The organism is Pseudomonas subflava, assembly GCF_023823685.1.
Lineage (GTDB): Bacteria > Pseudomonadota > Gammaproteobacteria > Pseudomonadales > Pseudomonadaceae > Aquipseudomonas > Aquipseudomonas subflava.
Genome location: NZ_JAMXBF010000006.1, coordinates 114,246 through 134,015 on the forward strand (window position 1 = coordinate 114,246; position 19,770 = coordinate 134,015).

16 protein-coding genes are annotated in these 19,770 nt (G+C 68.1%); 9 read left to right on the forward strand and 7 right to left on the reverse strand.

What is annotated here, in order from left to right; all coding sequences use genetic code 11:
- Window positions 1-206: 206 nt before the first annotated feature.
- Both NF616_RS09665 and NF616_RS09670 read right to left on the reverse strand, forming a co-directional pair.
- A complete protein-coding gene (locus NF616_RS09665; protein ID WP_252273030.1) occupies window positions 207-557 on the reverse strand; it encodes a VOC family protein in 351 nt (116 codons plus the stop codon).
- Between the two features lie 31 nt (window positions 558-588).
- Window positions 589-1,365 (reverse strand): CHAD domain-containing protein, encoded by a 777-nt coding sequence (locus NF616_RS09670; protein ID WP_252273031.1) that lies wholly within the window; start codon window positions 1,363-1,365, stop codon window positions 589-591.
- Window positions 1,366-1,548: 183 nt separating this feature from the next.
- On the opposite strand from NF616_RS09670, the gene NF616_RS09675 reads away from it, so the two are divergent.
- Window positions 1,549-3,588, forward strand: a complete 2,040-nt coding sequence (locus NF616_RS09675) for an LTA synthase family protein (protein WP_252273032.1) — start codon at window positions 1,549-1,551, stop codon at window positions 3,586-3,588.
- Between the two features lie 844 nt (window positions 3,589-4,432).
- Here NF616_RS09675 and NF616_RS09680 read toward each other — a convergent pair.
- The gene (locus NF616_RS09680) at window positions 4,433-5,449 is read right to left on the reverse strand and encodes an AraC family transcriptional regulator (RefSeq protein ID WP_252273033.1); all 1,017 of its coding nucleotides are present in this window, start codon (window positions 5,447-5,449) and stop codon (window positions 4,433-4,435) included.
- 107 nt (window positions 5,450-5,556) lie between these two features.
- Between NF616_RS09680 and NF616_RS09685 the strand changes: the two genes are divergently transcribed.
- The 4 genes from NF616_RS09685 to NF616_RS09700 all read left to right on the forward strand — a co-directional run bounded on the left by NF616_RS09685 (window position 5,557) and on the right by NF616_RS09700 (window position 9,261).
- Window positions 5,557-7,029 (forward strand): flavin-containing monooxygenase, encoded by a 1,473-nt coding sequence (locus tag NF616_RS09685; protein WP_252273034.1) that lies wholly within the window; start codon window positions 5,557-5,559, stop codon window positions 7,027-7,029.
- Window positions 7,013-7,936 (forward strand): alpha/beta hydrolase, encoded by a 924-nt coding sequence (locus NF616_RS09690; RefSeq protein WP_252273035.1) that lies wholly within the window; start codon window positions 7,013-7,015, stop codon window positions 7,934-7,936. Before NF616_RS09685 ends, NF616_RS09690 begins: the two co-directional genes overlap by 17 nt.
- Window positions 7,933-8,688: an SDR family oxidoreductase gene (locus tag NF616_RS09695; protein WP_252273036.1), complete on the forward strand. Its 756-nt coding sequence runs from the start codon at window positions 7,933-7,935 to the stop codon at window positions 8,686-8,688. Before NF616_RS09690 ends, NF616_RS09695 begins: the two co-directional genes overlap by 4 nt.
- 216 nt (window positions 8,689-8,904) lie before the next feature.
- Window positions 8,905-9,261, forward strand: a complete 357-nt coding sequence (locus NF616_RS09700; protein ID WP_252273037.1) for a ribonuclease E inhibitor RraB — start codon at window positions 8,905-8,907, stop codon at window positions 9,259-9,261.
- A gap of 52 nt (window positions 9,262-9,313) precedes the next feature.
- Here NF616_RS09700 and NF616_RS09705 read toward each other — a convergent pair whose 3' ends face one another.
- On the reverse strand, window positions 9,314-10,207 hold the full coding sequence (locus NF616_RS09705; protein ID WP_252273038.1) for a DUF6685 family protein: 894 nt from the start codon (window positions 10,205-10,207) through the stop codon (window positions 9,314-9,316).
- A gap of 150 nt (window positions 10,208-10,357) precedes the next feature.
- Between NF616_RS09705 and NF616_RS09710 the strand changes: the two genes are divergently transcribed.
- Both NF616_RS09710 and NF616_RS09715 read left to right on the forward strand, forming a co-directional pair.
- A complete protein-coding gene (locus NF616_RS09710; RefSeq protein ID WP_252273390.1) occupies window positions 10,358-10,579 on the forward strand; it encodes a DUF2835 domain-containing protein in 222 nt (73 codons plus the stop codon).
- A gap of 94 nt (window positions 10,580-10,673) precedes the next feature.
- A complete protein-coding gene (locus tag NF616_RS09715) occupies window positions 10,674-11,693 on the forward strand; it encodes a quinone-dependent dihydroorotate dehydrogenase (RefSeq protein WP_252273039.1) in 1,020 nt (339 codons plus the stop codon).
- Between the two features lie 136 nt (window positions 11,694-11,829).
- Here NF616_RS09715 and rmf read toward each other — a convergent pair whose 3' ends face one another.
- Window positions 11,830-12,045, reverse strand: coding sequence for a ribosome modulation factor (gene rmf, locus NF616_RS09720; protein ID WP_043307847.1), 216 nt, complete (start codon window positions 12,043-12,045; stop codon window positions 11,830-11,832).
- 402 nt (window positions 12,046-12,447) lie between these two features.
- Here rmf and rlmKL point away from each other — a divergent pair, with 402 nt between their 5' ends.
- Window positions 12,448-14,640: a bifunctional 23S rRNA (guanine(2069)-N(7))-methyltransferase RlmK/23S rRNA (guanine(2445)-N(2))-methyltransferase RlmL gene (gene rlmKL / locus NF616_RS09725; protein ID WP_252273040.1), complete on the forward strand. Its 2,193-nt coding sequence runs from the start codon at window positions 12,448-12,450 to the stop codon at window positions 14,638-14,640.
- 125 nt (window positions 14,641-14,765) lie between these two features.
- Here the strand turns inward: rlmKL and dacB are convergent, their stop codons facing one another.
- Window positions 14,766-16,196, reverse strand: coding sequence for a D-alanyl-D-alanine carboxypeptidase/D-alanyl-D-alanine endopeptidase (gene dacB / locus NF616_RS09730; RefSeq protein ID WP_252273041.1), 1,431 nt, complete (start codon window positions 16,194-16,196; stop codon window positions 14,766-14,768).
- Window positions 16,197-16,383: 187 nt separating this feature from the next.
- Here dacB and NF616_RS09735 point away from each other — a divergent pair, with 187 nt between their 5' ends.
- Complete coding sequence (locus NF616_RS09735; protein WP_252273042.1) at window positions 16,384-16,725, forward strand: 50S ribosome-binding protein YggL; 342 nt, start codon at window positions 16,384-16,386, stop codon at window positions 16,723-16,725.
- 60 nt (window positions 16,726-16,785) lie between these two features.
- On the opposite strand, the gene NF616_RS09740 is transcribed toward NF616_RS09735, so the two are convergent.
- A complete protein-coding gene (locus NF616_RS09740) occupies window positions 16,786-19,731 on the reverse strand; it encodes an HD domain-containing phosphohydrolase (RefSeq protein ID WP_252273043.1) in 2,946 nt (981 codons plus the stop codon).
- Between the last annotated feature and the right edge of the window lie 39 nt (window positions 19,732-19,770).

A 19,770-nucleotide genomic window follows, 5' to 3' on the forward strand; every position in this document is an offset into this window, starting at 1 on the left:
GAGAAAGCTTCGCAATGTGCCGGAATGTTTCCGAGGCCCCATCCAGAGCCTTCCGATGGGTACGGGCGGGCACGGGCCCGTTGACCGACGCGCCCCCTACATCGCGTAGGGTGCGCCGTGCGCACCAAAGGCGCCGCGGTGCTAGCCGAGCCTCGCACGCCGCGCACAGCGCACAGCGCACCCCACGGCGTGCTACGTGTGCGGCGTTATTCGGACCAGACCGCGTATTCGTTGCCGCTGGGGTCGGCGAAATGGAACCGTCGGCCACCGGGGAAGTCGAACACCGGCTTGACGATGCGTCCGCCGGCCTCCTTCACCGCGTTCTGGCTGGCATTGAGGTCGGCGCTGTAGAGCACGATCAGTGGGCAGCCGCGGTCGGTCGCGAAGTCCAGCGGCGAGCGGAAGAAGCCGCCGTCGATGCCGGTGCCGAGGAAGCAGCTGTAGTCCGGGCCGTAGTCGGTGAAGGTCCAGCCGAAGACCTGGGCGAAGAACGCCTTGCTCGCCTCGAGCTCGCGGCAGGGGATTTCCAGGTAGTTGATGCCGTGGTGCTGGTGCATGTCGTCACTCCTTCGTCGATTCGGGGTCGGTCTAGCCCAGGCTGCGGGTCAGTTTCTGCAGCTGCCGGTCGGCATCGCGGCGTGCCGCTTCAGCGCGCTGCTGCCAGGTGGTGTGCAGCGGCGTGAGGTCGGGCTCGCGGGCGATGCGCCGGCACCACTGGAAGTGATCATGCCAGTCGCCGAGGGCCGACTGGGTGTGCTTGAGCGTCTCGCGCCCACGCTTGTCCAGGCTGCACAGCTGCGGGTAGGCCTCGCAGGCGTAGCGCACGCGCTTGATCAGCAGGCGCAGGCGGTGGCGGTCGAAGCCCTCGGTGGCCAGGGCGTCGCGCAGCCGCGCCATCTGTTTGTGCAGGCGACGCGCGACGATCTTCTCGAAGTGGCGCAGCTGGCCCTCGCGCTGGGCCTCGCGCAGAAACTCCGACCAGGCATCCAGGAGCACAAGCAGGCGCTCCAGTTCGACGCTCTCCAGCACCGCGGCATGCCGATCACGCAGCTGGGCGCGCCGCTCCCGCGCCAGCTCGGCGAAGCCCTGGCGCTCCAGTTCGGCCGCCAGTACCTCCAGGTCTCGCGCCGGCCCGGTCAGTTTCGCCAGGTTGCGCGCGGCATCGTACAGCGGGCCCAGGTCGATGGCCTTGCGCAGCGGTGCGAGCAGGCTGCGCAAACGCCGCAGCGCCACCCGCAGGTCATGCAGGGCCTCGGCATCGGTGTCCGCCTCCAGGCGGAGACGGGCGTGTTGCAAGGTCATCTGCAGGCCGATCAGCGCGGCCACCAGCGAATCGACCGGGTTCGGGTTGTGCTTCTTGGTCATGGGCTCCTTCTCGTCGCTCTGGGGGTGAACCCGGGCAGTGTGCCCGGCAGGCTTACAGCGTAGCGGCCGGAATGCCGCCTGCTCATCCTGACCGCTCCGGCAGGTATCAGTGCCGTTTCGACAGAATTTTCACCTGTCGCGGACGAATATCGCCGCCCTCTCAATTTCGGACGCCATTTCGTCATGCCTTCAGTGGACGCCCTGCAACCCAATCTGCGCAGTCACTTCGCCTTCACTCTCGCCAGCGCGTTGCTGCTGATGCTGATGTTCGCCGCGCTGCGCCTGGCCCTGCTCAATCACAACGCCGAGCTGATCGGCGAGACTGCCACCGGCGACCTGCTCGAGGCCTTCTTCAACGGCGCGCGCTTCGACCTGCGCGTGGTGGTCTATGCCGTCGCGCCGCTGCTGCTGTCGATCCTCAGCCTGCGCGCCATGGCCGCGCGCGGCGCCCAGGTGGTGTGGCTCAGCACCGTCGCCAGCCTCAGCCTGCTGCTCGGCATCACCGAACTGGACTTCTACCGCGAGTTTCACCAGCGCCTGAACAGCCTGGTGTTCCAGTACCTGGAAGAGGACATGGGCACGGTGTCGAGCATGCTCTGGCACGGTTTCCCGGTGGCCCGCTACCTGCTGGCCTGGGCGCTGGGCAGCCTGGCCGTGGCCATGCTGTTCCGCTGGATCGAACACGCCACCCGGCCGCGCCAGGCGCGCCCGGCCATGGCCTGGTACAAGCGCTTCGGCGTGTTCTTCCTGTGTCTGCTGGTGGCGGTGCTCGCCGCCCGCGGCACGATCAAGCAGGGCCCGCCGCTGCGCTGGGGCGACGCCTTCACCACCGATTCGATCTTTGCCAACCACCTGGGCCTGAACGGCATCCTCACCCTGGTCGATGCCGCCGAGAACAGTTTCTCCGATCACCGCGACAACGCCTGGAAATCGACCATGCCGGACGCCGAGGCGCAGGCCGTGGTGCGGCAGATGCTACTGGGCGAGCACGATGTGCTGGTGGACGAAGGCAGCGCCGCGGTGCGCCGCGACTTCACGCCGCCGGCCGACGGCACCCTGCCGGTCAAGCATGTGGTGGTCATCCTGATGGAGAGTTTCGCCGGTCGCTGGGTCGGCGCCATGGGCAGCGAGGCCGGCATCACGCCGAACTTCGACCGCCTGAGCGAGGAGGGCCTGCTGTTCACCCGCTTCTTCTCCAACGGCACCCACACCCACCAGGGCATGTTCGCCACCATGGCCTGCTTCCCCAACCTGCCGAGCTTCGAGTACCTGATGCGCATGCCCGAGGGCAGCCACAAGTTCTCCGGCCTGCCGCAGCAGCTCAGCGTGCGCGGCTACGACGACCTGTACGTCTACAACGGCAACTTCCAGTGGGACAACCAGTCTGGCTTCTTCAGCAACCAGGGCATGCGCAACTTCATCGGCCGCGAGGACTTCGTCGACCCGGTGTTCATCGACCCGACCTGGGGCGTGTCCGACCAGGACATGTTCGACCGTGGCGCCGCCGAGCTGGCCAAGCTGGACCCGAACAAGCCGTTCTACGCGCTGCTGCAGACCCTTTCCAATCACACGCCCTACGCGCTGCCGGAGCAGCTGCCGGTGCCGCCGGTGACCGACCGCGGCTCCTACAACCAGCACCTCACCGCCATGCGCTACTCGGACTGGGCGCTGGGCCAGTTCTTCGAGAAGGCCAAGCAGTCGCCGTACTACAAGGACACCCTGTTCGTGATCGTCGGCGACCACGGCTTCGGCAGCCCCGAGCAGCTCACCGAGATGGACCTGTATCGCCACAACGTGCCGCTGCTGCTGATCGCTCCGGGCATCCGTGAGCAGTTCGGCGCTCGCCGCGACACCGTCGGCACGCAGATCGACGTGGTGCCGACCATCATGGGCCGTCTCGGCGGCGAAACCCGTCACCAGTGCTGGGGCCGCGACCTGCTGAACCTGGCGGAGAACGACGCCGGTTTCGGCGTGATCAAGCCGTCCGGCAGCGACCAGACGGTGGCCATCGTCAGCGGCGAGAAGGTGCTGGTGCAGCCCAAGGGCCTGCCGGCCAAGCTCTATCGCTACCAGCTGGAAGAGCGCAAGGTCGAGGTGCTCAAGGACGACGCCCAGCAGCCGGAGCTGCAGAAGCGCCTGGAAGCCTTCCTGCAGGTCGCCACCCAGAGCCTGCTGCGCAACACCACGGGCGTCAGCGATGCCGCCGGGGCGGAGTCGCGCTAGCGTCTCCGTTCGCGACTAGCGCCCACGTAATGCTCCATGTAGGGTGGCCTCGCCGCGCAGCGGCAGCCCACCATCCGAACCTCCCCGTCGCGCACGGCCTCGTCGGCGCACTGCCTTCGGCGAGGGCGCCCTACACGCCACTCTCCTACGCACTCACGTAAGGTGGCCTCGCCGCGCAGCGGCAGCCCACCATCCGAACCTCACCGTCGCGCACGGCCTCGTCGGCGCACTGCCTTCGGCGAGGGCGCCCTACACGCCACTCTACTACGCACTCACGTAAGGTGGCCTCGCCGCGCAGCGGCAGCCCACCATCCGAACCTCACCGGCGCGCACGGCCTCGTCGGCGCACTGCCTTCGGCGAGGGCGCCCTCCACGCCACTCTACTACGCACTCACGTAAGGTGGCCTCGCCGCGCAGCGGCAGCCCCCCATCCGAACCTCACCGCCGCGAACAGCCTCGTCGGCGCACTGCCTGCGGCGAGGGCGCCCTCCATGCCACTCTACTACGCACGCACGTAGGGTGGCCTCGCCGCGCAGCGGCAGCCCACCATCCGAACCTCACCGCCGCGCACAGCCTCGTCGGCGCACTGCCTGCGGCGAGGGCGCCCTACATGCCACTCTACTACGCACGCACGTAGGGTGGCCTCGCCGCGCAGCGGCAGCCCACCATCCGAACCTCCCCGCCGCGCACAGCCTCGTCGGCGCACTGCCTGCGGCGAGGGCGCCCTCCATGCCACTCTACTACGCACGCACGTAGGGTGGCCTCGCCGCGCAGCGGCAGCCCACCAACCGAACCTCACCGCCGCGCACAGCCTCGTCGGCGCGCTGCCTTCGGCGAGGGCGCCCTACACGCAATCCCCCGCCGTGCGCTGGAACTGGCGGGGCGCCACGCCTTTCCAGCGCTTGAAGGCGTGGATGAAGTTGGATACCTCTCCGTAGCCGAGGCGCTCGGCGATCTCTTCCAGGCTCAGGCCGCCGGTGGCCAGCAACTCTCCGGCCAGGGCCTGGCGCACCTCGTCCAGCAGCTGGCGGAAGTGGCTGCCTTCCTCGTCCAGGCGCCGGCGCAAGGTGCGCGAGCTCATGTGCAGGCTGGCGGCGACCTGTTCCATGTCCGGCAGCCGGCCGGGTCGCTCCAGCAACAGCGCGCGGATGCGCCCGGCCAGGCCGTCGTGCTGGCTGCGTTTGGCCAGCAGGCGCTGGCACTGTTCCTCGCACAGCTGCGCCGCCTGCGGATGCGCGCCGGCCAGCGGCAGGTCGAGCAGGTGGCGGGGGAAGACGAAGCGGTTGTGCGGGCGCTCGAACAGCGGCAGCACGCCGATCTCCTCGACGAAGGGTCGTGGGTCGGCCGGCTGCTGCAGGTCCAGCTCCACCCTCAGGATCGGCAGATCGCGGTGAAACAGCTCGCGCAGCACCTGCAGCATGCCGGACAGGTCGCGCTCCAGCAGGAAGCCGCGCAGGTCGGTGGGCACGTCCTGATCCTCGAGCAGCAAATGCACCTCCTCGTCCCGTTCCTCCAGGCGCATGCCGTGGAAGGCGTAGGTCAGGTCGAGATAGCGCAGGCCGAGGTTGGCGGCGTCGCGGAAGGACGGGCTGGCGAGCAGGGCGAAGCCCCAGATGCCGTAGCTGTTCAGCCGATAGCGGCGGCCCAGCGGCAGGCCGAGGCCGGGGCGCTGGCCGCAGGCCTGCACCAGATTGCGCACCAGGCGCAGCTCCTGCTCGGCGTCCACCTCGGCACCGGGGTCGGCCAGCAAGCGCCAGTCCAGGCCGGTGCCCTGCAGGCAGACGTCCAGGCTCAGGCCCAGATCCAGGGCGTATTGGGTGAGGAGTTGCACGCTGACGGCGCTGCGGCGAGGGCGGGCCATGCTCTGTCCGAAAGTCACAATTTGTTGGCCGACTATGCCATAAACCGCACCGTGGGGAGTGGGTAGCATCCGTTCATCCGCGATACTGGCGGCTCACGGAGAAAACAATGACCAACAAGACTCCCGAGCAGGCACCCCTGGGCGTGCTGATCATCGGTGCCGGCTTCGCCGGCCTCGGCCTGGCCATGCTGCTGCGCAAGCGCGGCGAGGACGACTTCCTGATCCTCGAGAAGGGCGCCGAGCCCGGTGGCACCTGGCGCGACAACCACTACCCCGGCGCGGCGTGCGACGTGCCCTCGCACCTGTATTCCTTTTCCTTCGAGCCGAAGACCGACTGGAGCCGGCGCTACGCGCCGCAGGCGGAGATCTTTGCCTACGTGCGCGAGTGCATCGACAAGCACCAACTGGCGCCGCGCATTCGCTGCAACAGCGAGGTGGCCGATGCCTGGTTCGACGAAGCGGCCGCCCTGTGGCGGGTGACCACCGGCGATGGCGCCGTCTTCAGCGCGCGGGCGCTGGTCAGCGCCTGCGGCCAGCTCAACCGACCGCTGCAGGCGAAGCTGCCCGGGCTGGAGCGCTTTGCCGGCGAGAGCTTCCACTCGGCGCGCTGGCGCCACGACGTCGATCTGACCGGCAAGCGCGTGGCGGTGATCGGCACCGGCGCCAGCGCCATCCAGTTCGTGCCGCAGATCGTGCCCAAAGTCGGTCGCCTGCACCTGTTCCAGCGCACGCCGGCCTACGTGCTGCCCAAGCCGGACCGCGCCTACAGCCGCTTCGAGCGGGCGCTGATGCGGCGTTGGCCCTGGACACAGAAACTCGACCGGGCCTGGCAGTACCTGTTCCACGAGGTGCGCGGGGTGGCGTTCTTCCTTCTGCCCTGGCTGATGAAGCCCTATCGCCAGCTGTTCCTGCGCCACATCGCCCGCGAGGTGGCCGATCCGGCGCTGCGCGCGAAGCTGACGCCGGACTACCCGCTGGGCTGCAAGCGCATCCTGATCAGCAACGACTACTACCCGGCGCTGGTGCAGCCGCAGGTGGAGGTGGTGAACGAGGCGATCCGCGAGGTGACCGAGCGCGGCATCGTCACCGCCGATGGCGTGGAGCGGGAGGTGGACGTGCTGATCCATGGCACCGGCTTCGCCGCCAGCGACTTCCTCGCGCCGATGCACATCCGCGGCCTCGGCGGCCTCGACCTCAACCAGGCCTGGCACGACGGCGCCGAGGCCTACAAGGGCATCAGCGTCGCCGGCTTCCCCAATCTGTTCATCCTCTACGGGCCGAACACCAACCTGGGCCACAACTCGATCATCTACATGCTCGAGAGCCAGTTCCCCTACGTGCTGGATTGTCTGGACCAACTGCAGAAAGGCGTGCGCTATCTGGACGTGCGCCGGCCGGTGCAGGACGCCTGGAACCGCCAGGTGCAGCACGACATCCAGCGCTCGGTGTGGGAGCAGGGCTGCAGTAGCTGGTACAAGAACGCCGCCGGCAAGCACACCAACAACTGGGCCGGCTTCACCTTCAGCTACCGCAATCACACCCGCCGACCGCAGTGGAGCGACTATGACCGGGTCCGTTGAGCTGCCGGCACCAGGCGTTGGCCAGCGCCTGCTCACCGCCTTGCTGCGCACCTGTACGCGCCTGGTGTTCGCGCTCGGCATGCGCCCGAGTGTGTCGCCGGTGGTGCAGCGGCGGGTGCTACGCCTGGCCACACTGGTGGCGCCGCGAGCCCGCGGTGTGACGATCGAGCCCGGGCGACTCGGCGCGGTGCCCTGCGAATGGCTGCGGCCGGCGCAGGACAACGGCTGGGTGCTGCTGTACCTGCACGGCGGCGCCTTCATGATCGGCAGCCCGCAGACCCATCGGGCGATCACCACCCACCTGGCCGCGTTGAGCGGCGCACGGGTCTGCGCCCTGGATTACCGTCTGGCGCCCGAGCATCCCTGGCCGGCGGCCGCCGACGATGCCCTGGCCGCCTATCGCGCACTGCTGGAGCAGGGCCAGCCGGCCGAGCGCATCGCCATCGCCGGCGACTCGGCCGGCGGCCACCTGACGCTCGCCACCGCGCTGCGCCTGCGCGACGAAGGGCTGCCATCGCCAGCGGCGCTGGTGTGCTTCTCGCCGGTGACCGACCTGAGTGGCGCCACCTGGCACCAGCCGCCAGCCGGCGACCCGCTGCTCAGCGCCGCCTGGCTGGGGCAGGGCGCCGACGCGTACTGCCCGCCGGGCATTAACCGCCGGGTGCCGGCGCTGTCGCCGCTGCACGCGGACCTGTCGGGCCTGCCGCCGCTGCTGGTGCAGGTCGGCGAGGACGAGCACCTGCTGACCCAGAGCCTGCGTCTGCGCGACTGCGCCGGGCTGGACCTGCGCCTGGAGGTCTACCCGCGCCAGTGGCACGTGTTCCAGATCAACTGCGGCCTGCTGGAGGTCGCTGCGCTGGCGCTGCGGCGGGTCGTCGAATTCCTCGAAGAGAAGGGCTGCCGATGAAGAGCATTCTGATTACCGGCGCGGCTTCCGGCATCGGTGCCGCCAGCGCCCGGCTGTTCCATGCCCGCGGCTGGCGCGTGGGCCTGCTGGACGTGGGCGCGCAGCCGCTGGCGGCGCTGGCGTCGGAACTGGGCGGCGCCTGGCACGCGGCGCTGGATGTGACCGACGGCGAGGCGGTGCGACGGGCGCTGGCCGACTTCTGCGGCGCGGACGGGCGCCTGGATGTGCTGTTCAACTGTGCCGGCGTGCTGCGCTTCGGCCTGTTCGAGGAGATCGATCCGGCCGAGCACGCGCGCATTCTGCAGATCAACGTGGTCGGCCTGCTGCAGGTCACCCACGCCGCCTTTGCCTACCTGCGCGCGGCGCGCGGGCAGGTGATCAACATGGGCTCGGCCTCGGGCCTGTACGGCACGCCGCACATGGTCAGCTATTCGGCCTCCAAGTTCGCCGTGCGCGGACTGACCGAGGCGCTGGAGTTGGAGTGGCGGCGTCATGGCATCCGCGTCGGCGACCTGATGCCGCCGTTCGTCGCCACGCCCATGGTCGACAGCCAGCGCTTCACGCCGCCGACCTTGCGCCGCCTGGGCGTACGGCTGCGCGCCGAGCATGTGGCCGAGGCGGCGTGGCGGCAGGTCAGCGCACCGCGAGTACATCGCACCATCCATTGGCTGTTCGGTCTGATGTACTGGTCCGGCCAGCTGTCGCCGCCTGCCGTCAACCGCGCCGTGATGGCCTGGCTGGCGCGCGACTGAGCCGCCCGTCGTACCAGGGCGGGCATATCGGTCGAACAGGCACTACCCTCAAGCAGGGGCGGTCCGGGCTGCATTCGCGAGGCCTGCCGCCCCGGGCTTGCGCCCGTCATGACAGATCAGGCGGTTTCTGCCTGGTTCTCGGGTGGCACCTCAAGGTGTCGCAAAGCCGCCGTTCTGGCGGCAGCGGTCAATCCATCGCCTGAGAGGAGGTCGTTTATGAGCACAACCTTCCAAGATGATGTCAGCACTAACGTTTTGCGCCGCATGAAGGAGGGAGGGTTCGATTTCGCCCGGGTTCATCCCATCGAGTTCTACGCCATTTTTCCCGACGAGGAGCGGGCCAGGAAGGCGGCATTGCAGTTCCGCGGCGAATCCCTCAACGCGCAGGTCAGCGCCCGTGACGACGGCGCCTGGCACCTGCAGGTGAGCAAGGTGATGTATGCCACCCATGCCGGCATCGGCGACTTCGAGCAGGATCTGGAGGCGCTGGTGGTGCCGCTCGGCGGGGTGATGGACGGCTGGGGCGTGACCCAGGAAGTGCGTCTGGACAATCAGGTCGCCAGCCGGGCCTGAGTGCGGCGATTCCGGCCAACCATTCGGTTGGTCGGTTCCAACCCCCTTCGAATCAGCTCGCGGTGCGCTGCTGCAGCGCTTCGATATAGGCGATCACGTCCGGCGCGCCGGCCAGGCGCAGCCCTTCGCCCAAGGCGTTGGATTCCGGCGATTCCTTGGGCAGCAGCAGGAACTCGGGCGCCTGCGGGTAGCGCAGCAGCGACAGGCGAGCGTAGGGCAGGCCGTGATCGAGCAGCAGGCTCATGAAGGCCGGCTCGCTCCAGGCCTGCACCGGCATGGCGGTCATGTGGTAGAGCCGTTGCAGCTCGGCCAGGCCGCTGGCACTCAGGCGGTAGCGGGTCAGCTCGGCCGGCAGGGTGACTTCGAGCCCGCGCAGCCGTGCATAGGCGATGGCGCAGGCGAACTCCTCGCCATGCTGTTCGCCAGCCCAGTACAGCCGTTCGCCATGCCAGCTGGCCTGGCGCAGCTCCACCGCGTCGGCGGCGAGGAAGCGCGGCATGGCGTGGCTGATGGTCTTGAGGAAGTCCTTGTAGCTGATGATGCGGGCGCAGCGCCCTAGAGGACTGGCGGCCAGTTCCTCGAAGCTGGCGAGGCTGTCGTCGAGGCTGGGCGGCGGGCTGCACAGGCCGTCGATGCGGCGCAGGTCGAAGTCGTCCAGGTGCTGGGTTTCGCGCTCGACCACCCCCATCAGCACGGCGCGTGCGGCGGCCTTGTCTTCCTGTACCGGCCCGGAGAGGGCATCGCGCGGCAGGTCCACCAGCCGCTGCAGGGGCGGCCCGGCCTGCCACCATAGGCTCTGCGTCGGCACCGGCAGCGCCATGAACGGCAGCCGCAGTGTGCGCGCTCGCTCGAACACCATGCGCGGCACACGCCCGCTCAAACCCAGGCGCTGGGCCAGGGCAGACAGGCGTGAGGCAATGCTGGTGGGGGATTCGGAGAGGCTCATGACCCGCGGGACACTCCAGGTGCTTGGAGTTGAGTGTGGCAGAGCGGAAGTTCGGCTGCACTATCGCACTGCGCGAGGTCTATGGCCCTGAGGGGCGGGATTTTTCGCGCCTGTGGCAGAATGAATCCGATCATTGTCGAGGATGCCTCCATGCCCAGCCTGGTGCTGGATATCGCGTTGCCTGCCGAGCGCTACCTGGCCGTATACCAGGGGCGTGCCAACCGGGTCCTGCTGCACAGCCGCGACGGCCGCAAGGTCAGCCTGCCGGCCCATCACCTGCGGCCGTTCCTGCGTCATGACGGCATCCACGGCGTATTCGAGCTGGAATTCAGCGCGGAAGGCGAGCTGCTGGGCCTGCGCCAGTTGCGCTAAGGCGCCTTATTACTCCCTTGCCTCGCCCGCGGCTAGTGCCGGCGGCTATAATCGCGCCCTGCTTCCCACTGTCACTATCCGAGCCGACCCGCCCATGTACGACCTGGCCCGCGCGCTGCTGTTCCGTCTTGCTCCCGAAACCTCCCACGAATTGTCCATCGACCTGATCGGTGCTGGCGGCCGCATGGGCCTCAACGGCCTGCTGTGCAAGGCACCGAGCCTGCCGGTGAGTGTGATGGGCCTGCAGTTCGACAATCCCGTCGGCCTGGCCGCCGGCCTGGACAAGAACGGCGACGCCATCGACGGTTTCGCCCAGCTCGGCTTCGGCTTCGTCGAGATCGGCACCGTGACCCCGCGCCCGCAGCCGGGCAACCCCAAGCCGCGCCTGTTCCGCCTGCCGGAAGCCTCCGCGATCATCAACCGCATGGGCTTCAACAACCACGGCGTCGATCACCTGCTGGCCCGCGTAGCGGCGGCCAAGTACAAGGGCGTGCTGGGCATCAACATCGGCAAGAACTTCGACACGCCGGTCGAGCGCGCGGTGGACGACTACCTGATCGGCCTGGACAAGGTCTACGCCCACGCCAGCTACGTCACCGTCAACGTCAGCTCGCCCAACACCCCGGGCCTGCGCAGTCTGCAGTTCGGCGACCAGCTCAAGCAGCTGCTCGAGGCGTTGCGCCAGCGTCAGGAAGACCTGGCCGTGCTGCACGGCAAGCGCGTACCGCTGGCGATCAAGATCGCCCCGGACATGAGCGACGAGGAGACGGTGCAGGTGGCCCAGGCGCTGGTCGAAACCGGCATGGACGCGGTGATCGCCACCAACACCACGCTGGGACGTGAAGGGGTAGAGCATCTGCCGTTCGGCAACGAGGCCGGTGGCCTGTCCGGCGCGCCGGTGCGCGACAAGAGCACCCATACCGTGCGCGCGCTGGCCGGCGAGCTCAAGGGCCGTCTGCCGATCATCGCCGTGGGCGGCATCACCGAGGGCGCGCACGCGGCCGAGAAGATCGCCGCCGGCGCCAGCCTGGTACAGATCTATTCTGGATTCATCTACAAGGGCCCGGCGCTGATCCGCGAGGCGGTGGACGCCATCGCCGCGCTGCCGAAGTAGCGGGTGCGGGCACTGCGCAGCCTTGCGCTGCGGAGAGCTGGAAGATGGGCAATAAAAAAGGGCCCCGGAGGGGCCCTCGGGCTCTCGCCCACCGCCCGGATGGGACGGTCTGGTTGAAGTCGGGGTGATCCTGTTCTCAGCCGACGGCGTGAAGTTCGTTGAGTCTGTGGATGCCGGCGGCGCCGGTCAGTCCGTCCCAGTTGTCACCGCGGCCCTCGCGCCAGCCGTTGATCCAGGCTTGACGGGTCGTGGGGTGGGTGAAAGGACACATATCGCGGGATTTACCATGAATGCCGTGCTGATAGCCGCGCAAGAAAGCTCGTTCCAACGGATCACGCTTAAGTCTTCTCATCGGGTGTTGCCCTCACTGTTGACTGTTATGTCCCGTTGGCCCCTTGGTGGGACCAGGCAGAAAATGCTTCTGCGAGTGGGGCCCGCTGCCGGCGTGGCGGGCCACCTGCCGGCACCGTTGCGGTGTCGGCCTGAGTTGATTTCTATCGAATGCCTTTCACCCTGTGAATGATCGTTTTGTCATAAGGGCGTAACGTGAACGGGGGACGAGCCATAAGGTTCAACTCTTTTTTCGCTGTTCGATGGCCGCAGCCCGCGTGACGATTGAGTCTCGGCCGGCCGCGCAGGCGCTTTGCCATTGCGAACGGCTCTCGTCTGAGAGCGCTCTCTATTCCGACGAAGGGTCGCCTTGCGACCTTCCGTCACACTCGGCGGCGTGCCGCCTCGTTGACTGGATTCTCTTATGTCTGACCGCTACGAATTGATACTGACCTGCCCCAAGAGCCTGGAGGGCCTGCTGCTCGAGGAGGCCGGTGGCCTGGGGCTGGAAGAGGCCCGCGAGCAGACCGCCGCCGTGCGCGGCTTCGCGCCCATCGAGGTGGGCTACCGCCTGTGCCTGTGGTCGCGCCTGGCCAACCGGGTGCTGCTGGTGCTGCGCCGCTTCCCGGTAGCCAACGCCGAGGAGCTCTATCAGGGCGTGCTGGCGGTGGACTGGGCCGAACACCTGGACCCGGCCGGAACGTTGGCCGTGGAGTTCAGCGGCCACGGCGCCGGCATCGACAACACCCACTTCGGCGCGCTGAAGGTCAAGGACGCCATCGTCGACAAGCTGCGCACGCCGGCCGGCACCAGGCCCTCCATCGACAAGGTCGACCCGGACGTACGCGTACACCTGCGCCTGGATCGCGGCGAGGCGGTGCTGTCGCTGGACCTCTCCGGGCACAGCCTGCACCAGCGTGGCTACCGCCTGCAGCAAGGCGCCGCGCCACTTAAGGAAAACCTGGCCGCGGCCATCCTGATCCGCGCCGGCTGGCCGCGCATCGCCGCCGAGGGCGGCGCGCTGGCCGACCCCATGTGCGGTGTCGGCACCTTCCTGGTCGAGGCGGCGATGATCGCCACCGACATGGCGCCGAACCTGAAACGCGAGCGCTGGGGCTTCTCCAACTGGCTCGGCCATGTGCCGGCGATCTGGAAGAAGCTGCACGCCGAGGCCGAGCAGCGCGCCGCCGCCGGCCTGGCCAAGCCGCCGTTGTGGATTCGCGGCTACGAGGCCGATCCTCGGCTGATCCAGCCGGCGCGCAACAACATCGACCGCGCCGGCCTCGGCGAATGGGTCAAGCTGTACCAGGGCGAACTGGCCACCTTCGAGCCGCGTCCGGACAAGAACCAGACCGGCCTGATCGTCAGCAACCCGCCCTACGGCGAACGCCTGGGCGATGAGGCGAGCCTGCTGTATCTCTACCAGAACCTCGGCGAGCGCCTGCGCCAGAGCTGCCTGAACTGGGAGGCGGCGGTGTTCACCGGCGCGCCGGAGCTGGGCAAGCGCATGGGCCTGCGCAGTCACAAGCAGTACGCCTTCTGGAACGGCGCGCTGCCGTGCAAGCTGCTGCTGTTCAAGGTGCTGCCTGAGCAGTTCGTCACCGGTGAGCGCAGCGAGCGGCGCCAGGCCGGCGGGGAGGGTGCTGCGGCGCCGGTGGCCAGCGAGCCGGCGCGCCTGTCCGAGGGCGGGCAGATGTTCGCCAACCGCCTGCAGAAGAACCTCAAGAGCCTGGGCAAGTGGGCGAAGAAGGCCGGCATCGAGTGCTACCGCCTGTATGACGCCGACATGCCCGAATACGCCCTGGCCATCGATCTATACCGCGACTGGGTGCATGTGCAGGAATACGCGCCGCCGCGCTCCATCGACCCGGACAAGGCCCAGGCGCGCCTGCTCGATTCCCTGGCCGCCATTCCGGTGGCGCTGGGCATTTCGCCGGATAAGGTGGTGATCAAGCGCCGCGAGCGCCAGGCTGGCACCAAGCAGTACGAGCGCCAGGCCACGCAGGGCCAGTTCATGGAAGTGAACGAGGGCGGCTTGCGTCTGCTGGTCAACCTCACCGACTATCTGGACACCGGCCTGTTCCTCGATCACCGCCCGCTGCGCCTGCGCTTCCAGCAGGAGGCGGCCGGCAAGCGCTTCCTCAACCTGTTCTGCTACACCGCCACGGCCACCGTGCACGCGGCCAAGGGCGGCGCGCGCAGCACCACCAGCGTCGACCTGTCGAAGACCTATCTGGACTGGGCGCGACGCAACCTGTCGCTGAATGGCTTCTCCGACAAGCAGCGCCTGGAGCAGGGCGACGTGATGGCCTGGCTGGAGGCCGACCGTGGCGAGTACGACCTGATCTTCATCGACCCTCCGACCTTCTCCAACTCCAAGCGCATGGAAGGGGTGTTCGACGTGCAGCGCGACCACGTGCGCCTGCTCGACCTGGCCATGGCCCGCCTGGGCAAGGGCGGCGTGCTGTACTTCTCCAACAACTTCCGCAAGTTCCAGCTCGACGAGAGCCTGGCCGAGCGTTACGCGGTGGAGGAGATCAGCGCGCAGACCGTCGACCAGGACTTCGCCCGCAACGCCAAGATCCACCGCGCCTGGCGCCTGACCGCCAAGGCCTGAGCAGGGCTCCCATGAAAAAAAAGGCAGGACAGCCGTTTTTCACGGCGAAGCTGCCCGAAGGGCGGCGCTAGGGATGTACGCCATGAAAAAGCCCGCCATCTGGCGGGCTTTTCTTTGCCACCGCGTCAGCGGCGGTAGATGTCCAGCAGCAGCTGGTCGAGGATCGCCGAGGCGCCCCAGGGCCGCGGGTCGTTGATGATCGCCACCACCACCCAGTTCTTGCCTTTGGCCGTGCGGGTGAAGCCGGCGATGGCGCGCACGTTGTTCAGGGTGCCGGTCTTGATATGGGCCTGGCCTTCCATGCCGGTGCGCTTGAGGCGCTTGCGCATGGTGCCGTCCATGCCCACCAGCGGCATCGAGGCGATGAACTCCGCCGCGTAGGGGCTGTGCCAGGCGGCCTGAAGCATGCCGGCCATCTCGCGGGCGCTGACCCGTTCGGCGCGCGACAGGCCGGAGCCGTTCTCGATCACCAGGTGCGGCGCGGTGATGCCCTTCTTCGCCAGCCAGCCACGGATCACCCGTTGTGCGGCCTTGGCGTCGTCCGGGTCGGCACGGTCGCGGAAGGTCTGGCCGAGGCTGAGGAACAGCTGCTGGGCCATGGTGTTGTTGCTGTACTTGTTGATGTCGCGGATGACTTCCACCAGGTCCGGCGAGAAAGTGCGCGCCAGCAGCTGGGCCTTCTCCGGCACGTCGCCGACGCGGTCCTTGCCGAGGATGCTGCCGCCCAGTTCCTGCCAGATGGCGCGCACGGCGCCGGCGGCGTAGCCGGGGTGATCGAGCAGGGCCAGGTAGGTCTGCGCGCTGCAGCCCTCGGCCAGCTTGCCGGTGACCATCAGGGTGGTGCCGTCGAACTGGGTCACCGGGTTGTAACGCACGTCCGGCCAGGCCGGGCACTTGGCGGCGCCGAGGGCCTTGACCTTGTTGTCGATGCGCACATTGGTCAGCGGCGGCTCCATCATCACGCTGACCTTGCCGCCCGAGGTGCGGGCGATCATGCGCACGGCCTTGAGGTTGACCAGCAGCGAGTCGGGGCCGACCAGGAAGGGCTTGTTCGGGTTGCCGCCGTCGTCGTTGAAGGCCGGCAGCTGCGGCTGGTTGAAGTGGCTGCGGTCCAGCACCAGGTCGCCGGTGATCTGCTGCACGCCGTTGGCGCGCAGGTCACGCATCATCAGCCAGAGCTTTTCCATGTTCAGCTTGGGGTCGCCGCCGCCCTTGAGATAGAGGTTGCCGTTGAGCACCCCATTCTTCAGCGGGCCGTCGCCATAGAACTCGGTGCGCCACTGGTGGGTGGGGCCGAGCAGTTCGAGGGCGGCGTAGGTGGTGACCAGCTTCATGGTCGAGGCCGGGTTCACCGACACGTCGGCGTTGTGGATGATGCCGCCGTCGCCCTCCAGCGGCAGGGCCACCACGGATAGGCTGGCGGGCTTGAGCTTGTTGGCCTTGAGTGCCTGCTGGACCTTGGCCGGCAGCACGCTGCTGACCTGGGCGGCGGAAAGGGGGAGGGCGACGGGAGCGAGCAGGGAGACGACGAGGAGACTGCGGAGCGTTTTGATCATATGGCACTGGCCCAGAAGAAAGAGGGGCGAAAAGAGGTGCGGTCGGGATGCGGCGCATTATGCCCGATGCCTCCGGCCTCGGGGGACCGAACGACGGGACCTGCGCTTTTTTCTGAACGTGCGGGCAGCCGCCGCTTCAACCTGCTAGAGTGCCGCCCGTGCAACCATCGAGTATCTAGGAGTGTATATGGCCACCAACCGTTCCCGCCGCCTGCGCAAGAAGCTGTGCGTCGACGAATTCCAGGAACTGGGCTGCGAGCTGACCCTGAACCTGCGCGAGGGCCTGAGCGAGGCGGAGATCGACGAGTTCCTCGACGCCTTCCTGCTCGACGCCATCGAGGGCAACGGTCTGGGCTATGTCGGCGGTGAGGACTACGGCTTCGTCTGCCTGGGCAAGCGCGGCTCGGTCAACGAAGAGCAACGCAGCCAGCTGGAAGCCTGGCTCAAGGGCCGCAAGGAACTGAGCGACTTCACCCTCAGCCCGCTGCTGGACGTCTGGTACCCGGATAATCCGATCGCCAACGCCTGATCCCTGCGTGCAAGCGAAAAGCCCGGCCTAGGCCGGGCTTTTTCATGGGCGCTCGATCGATCAGTTCAGGCCCGCCTTGGCCAGGATGGCGCCCGCATCCACCGCGTCTATCTGTTCCGGGCGCAGATGGCGCTCGGCGTAGACCTGAGGGATGCCGGAGGCGACGAACAGGCCGAACAGCGGCGGATCGATGTGCGCGCCGCGGCACATGCCGGCCATGATGCCGAGCGACTCGCTGAGCGTCTTGCCCTTCTTGTAGGGCCGATCCACCGCGGTGAGTGCCTCGAAGATGTCGGCGATGGCCATCATGCGCGCCGGCCGGCTCATCTGCTCGCCCTTGAGACGCTTGGGATAGCCGGTGCCGTCCATCTTCTCGTGATGCCCGCCGGCGATCTCCGGGACGTTCTCCAGGTGCCGGGGAAACGGCAGGTGGTCGAGCATGAGAATGGTCTGCACGATGTGGTTGTTGATGATGTAGCGCTCCTCGGCGGTCAACGTGCCGCGGGCGATGCCGAGGTTGTAGAGCTCGCCGCGGTTGTGCTTGTAGTGCGGCACCTCGAGCTTGAAGCCCCAGGGGTTGTCGGCGGGCATCAGTTCGCTGGCGGGGCGCTCGAACAGGTGCTCGGGCTTGTCCGCCAGCAGCGCCTCGCGCACCGGCAGGCTGGGCGCGGGAGTGCGGGCCTGGCGCTGGTTCTCCTCCCAGGACACGCCGAGGCGGTCGTCCAGGGTGCGGGTCCAGGTGCGTGCCGCGATCTGCCGCAGGCGCTCCAGGTCGGCGTCCGCCATCGCCTCGCCGCCCAGGTTGCAGCGCGCGACGAAGGCGAACTCTTCATCCAGCGCGGCGAGCGTCGCGTCGCGCAGGTCGGCCAGCTCGGTATCGCTTGCGCCCTTGGCCACGCCCTCCCAGTAGGTCACCCAGGCGTCGCGCTTGAGTACCTCGAAACGCATGCGCACCTCATGGATGCGGTCGTACAGGGTCTCCAGCTTGGTCGCCTTGTCCACCACGTACTCGGGCGTGGTGATCTTGCCGCAGTCGTGCAGCCAGGCGGCGATGTGCAGCGCCTCCCAGTCCTCGTCGCTGGGGCTGTAGTCGCGGAACGGCTCGGCGGTGCTGTCGGCGGCGGCGCGGGCGAGCAACAGGGTCAGTTCCGGTACGCGCTGGCAATGGCCTCCGGTGTAGGGGCTCTTGGCGTCGATGGCGCCGGCGAGCAGCTGGATGAAGGCGTCCAGCAACTGCTTCTGCTGTTCCAGCAGGCGCTGGCTCTCGATGCACAGCGCGGCCACGCCGGACACCGCCTCCACATAGGCGATGCGCTGCGGTCGCAGCATCACCGGCTCGGTGCCGCTGTCGCGGTGCAGCAGCAGGAGCACGCCGAGGCAATCGCCTTGACGGTTGTGCAGGCGAGTGCAGACCAGATGCACCCGCGGGCTGTCCAGGGTGTGCAGCAGGCTCTGCAGGCCGTCGACCTGGTCGTAGCCGAGCGAGGCCACCGCGGTGGCGCCGCCCTCGGCGGGCTGACGCAGCCATTCGGGAATGTGCTCGCTCGGCCGGTAGGTGGGGATGCGGTGCTCGTCGAGGCTGTGCTGCTCGTCGTTGATGAACAGGCCGTGGGGTTCCAGCGCGCCGCTTTCGCCGTCGCGCAGAAACAGTAGGCCGGCGTCGGCCTCGCTGAGGTCGACCGTCTCCTTGAGCACGCGCCTGAGCAGTGGGTCGAAGCGGGTCTCGGCGGACAGGCTGGCGGTGATCTCGAGGAAACCTGCGAGGGTGTCCTTCATCCTGCCCATGGCCACCGCCAACTGATCGATCTCCAGCACCGCCGAGCGGCCGCTGGCCGGATGCGAGAAGTCGAAGCTGCGGATCGCCTCGGCCTCGCTCACCAGCGCGCGCAGCGGCTTGACCAGGATGCGCGACATCAGCCAGCCCAGCGGGATGCACAGCAGCAGGATGGCCAGTGTCAGCATCGCGCCCTGCCAGCGGATGCGATAGGCGTCGGCCAGTAGCTCCTGCTCCGGTGCCAGCAGGGCCAGGCGCAGGCCGTTGGGGCCGCCCTCGGCGAGCTGGCTGTAGGACACCTGCCACTGTCTGCCGGCCAGGTGCATGGCGCCCTGGCGATCCTCGTCGAGGCCGCGGGCGAACAGTTCGCCGAGCGCCGGGCTCAGGCGGTCCACCTGGGCCAGGTGGGTGGTGCCGTTGCTCACCACCAGCTTGCGCATGTCGGGATAGGCCACCGCCGCGCCGTCCGGACGGTAGAGCACCACCTCGGTGGACGGCGTGACGCGATGGCGGGCCAGGGTAGCGGAGAGGTCGGCCAGGGTCAGATCGGCGCCGATCACGGTGTCGCCGCTGCTGATGCGGGCGAGGGTGGTGCCGACGTCCTTGGTGGAGAAGAACACGTAAGGGTCGGTGGTGATCAGCGCGCCACGCTCGCGGGCGTTCTTGTACCAGCCGCGGCTGCGCGGATCGTAGGTCTCGCGCAGCTCCTGGCGCCGGCTGATCCAGTTGAGCTCGCTATCGAAATACTGCGACTCGGACACGGGGCGGGCATCGCCGCTGCGGTCGATGGTCCAGACCTGGTAGGCGGCGCTGTCCGGGGCGTCGAAAATCTGCTTGATCCGCGCGTCGCGCAGCGGCCGCACCATGAAGAAGTCGCCGTCCGGGTAGCCCAGATACAGCGCCGCTAACTTGGGATTGTCGCGCAGGGCCTGGGCGAACAGCGGCAGCAGACTCATGCGCTGATGGCTGTCGCCGGCGAGGTTGCGTTCGTTGAGGGCGAGCAGGCCGAGCAGGTGGCGGATCGGTTGGTAGGTCTGCTGCAGGTCGCTTTCCACCTCTTCGCGCATCTGCTGGAACAGCTGCTTGCTGCTGGAGATGATCACCTGGGTGGTCTGGTGATAATTGAACAAGCCGAGGATCGCGCCGCTGCCGAGCAGCAGCAGGGTGAACAGCACGCTGATGTGCACATGGAGCGGGAAACGGCGCTCCTTGCTCCCGGTCTTGCCCCGCATTGTCCTACTCCTTCGACAAACATCCAGGCCAGAGCCCAA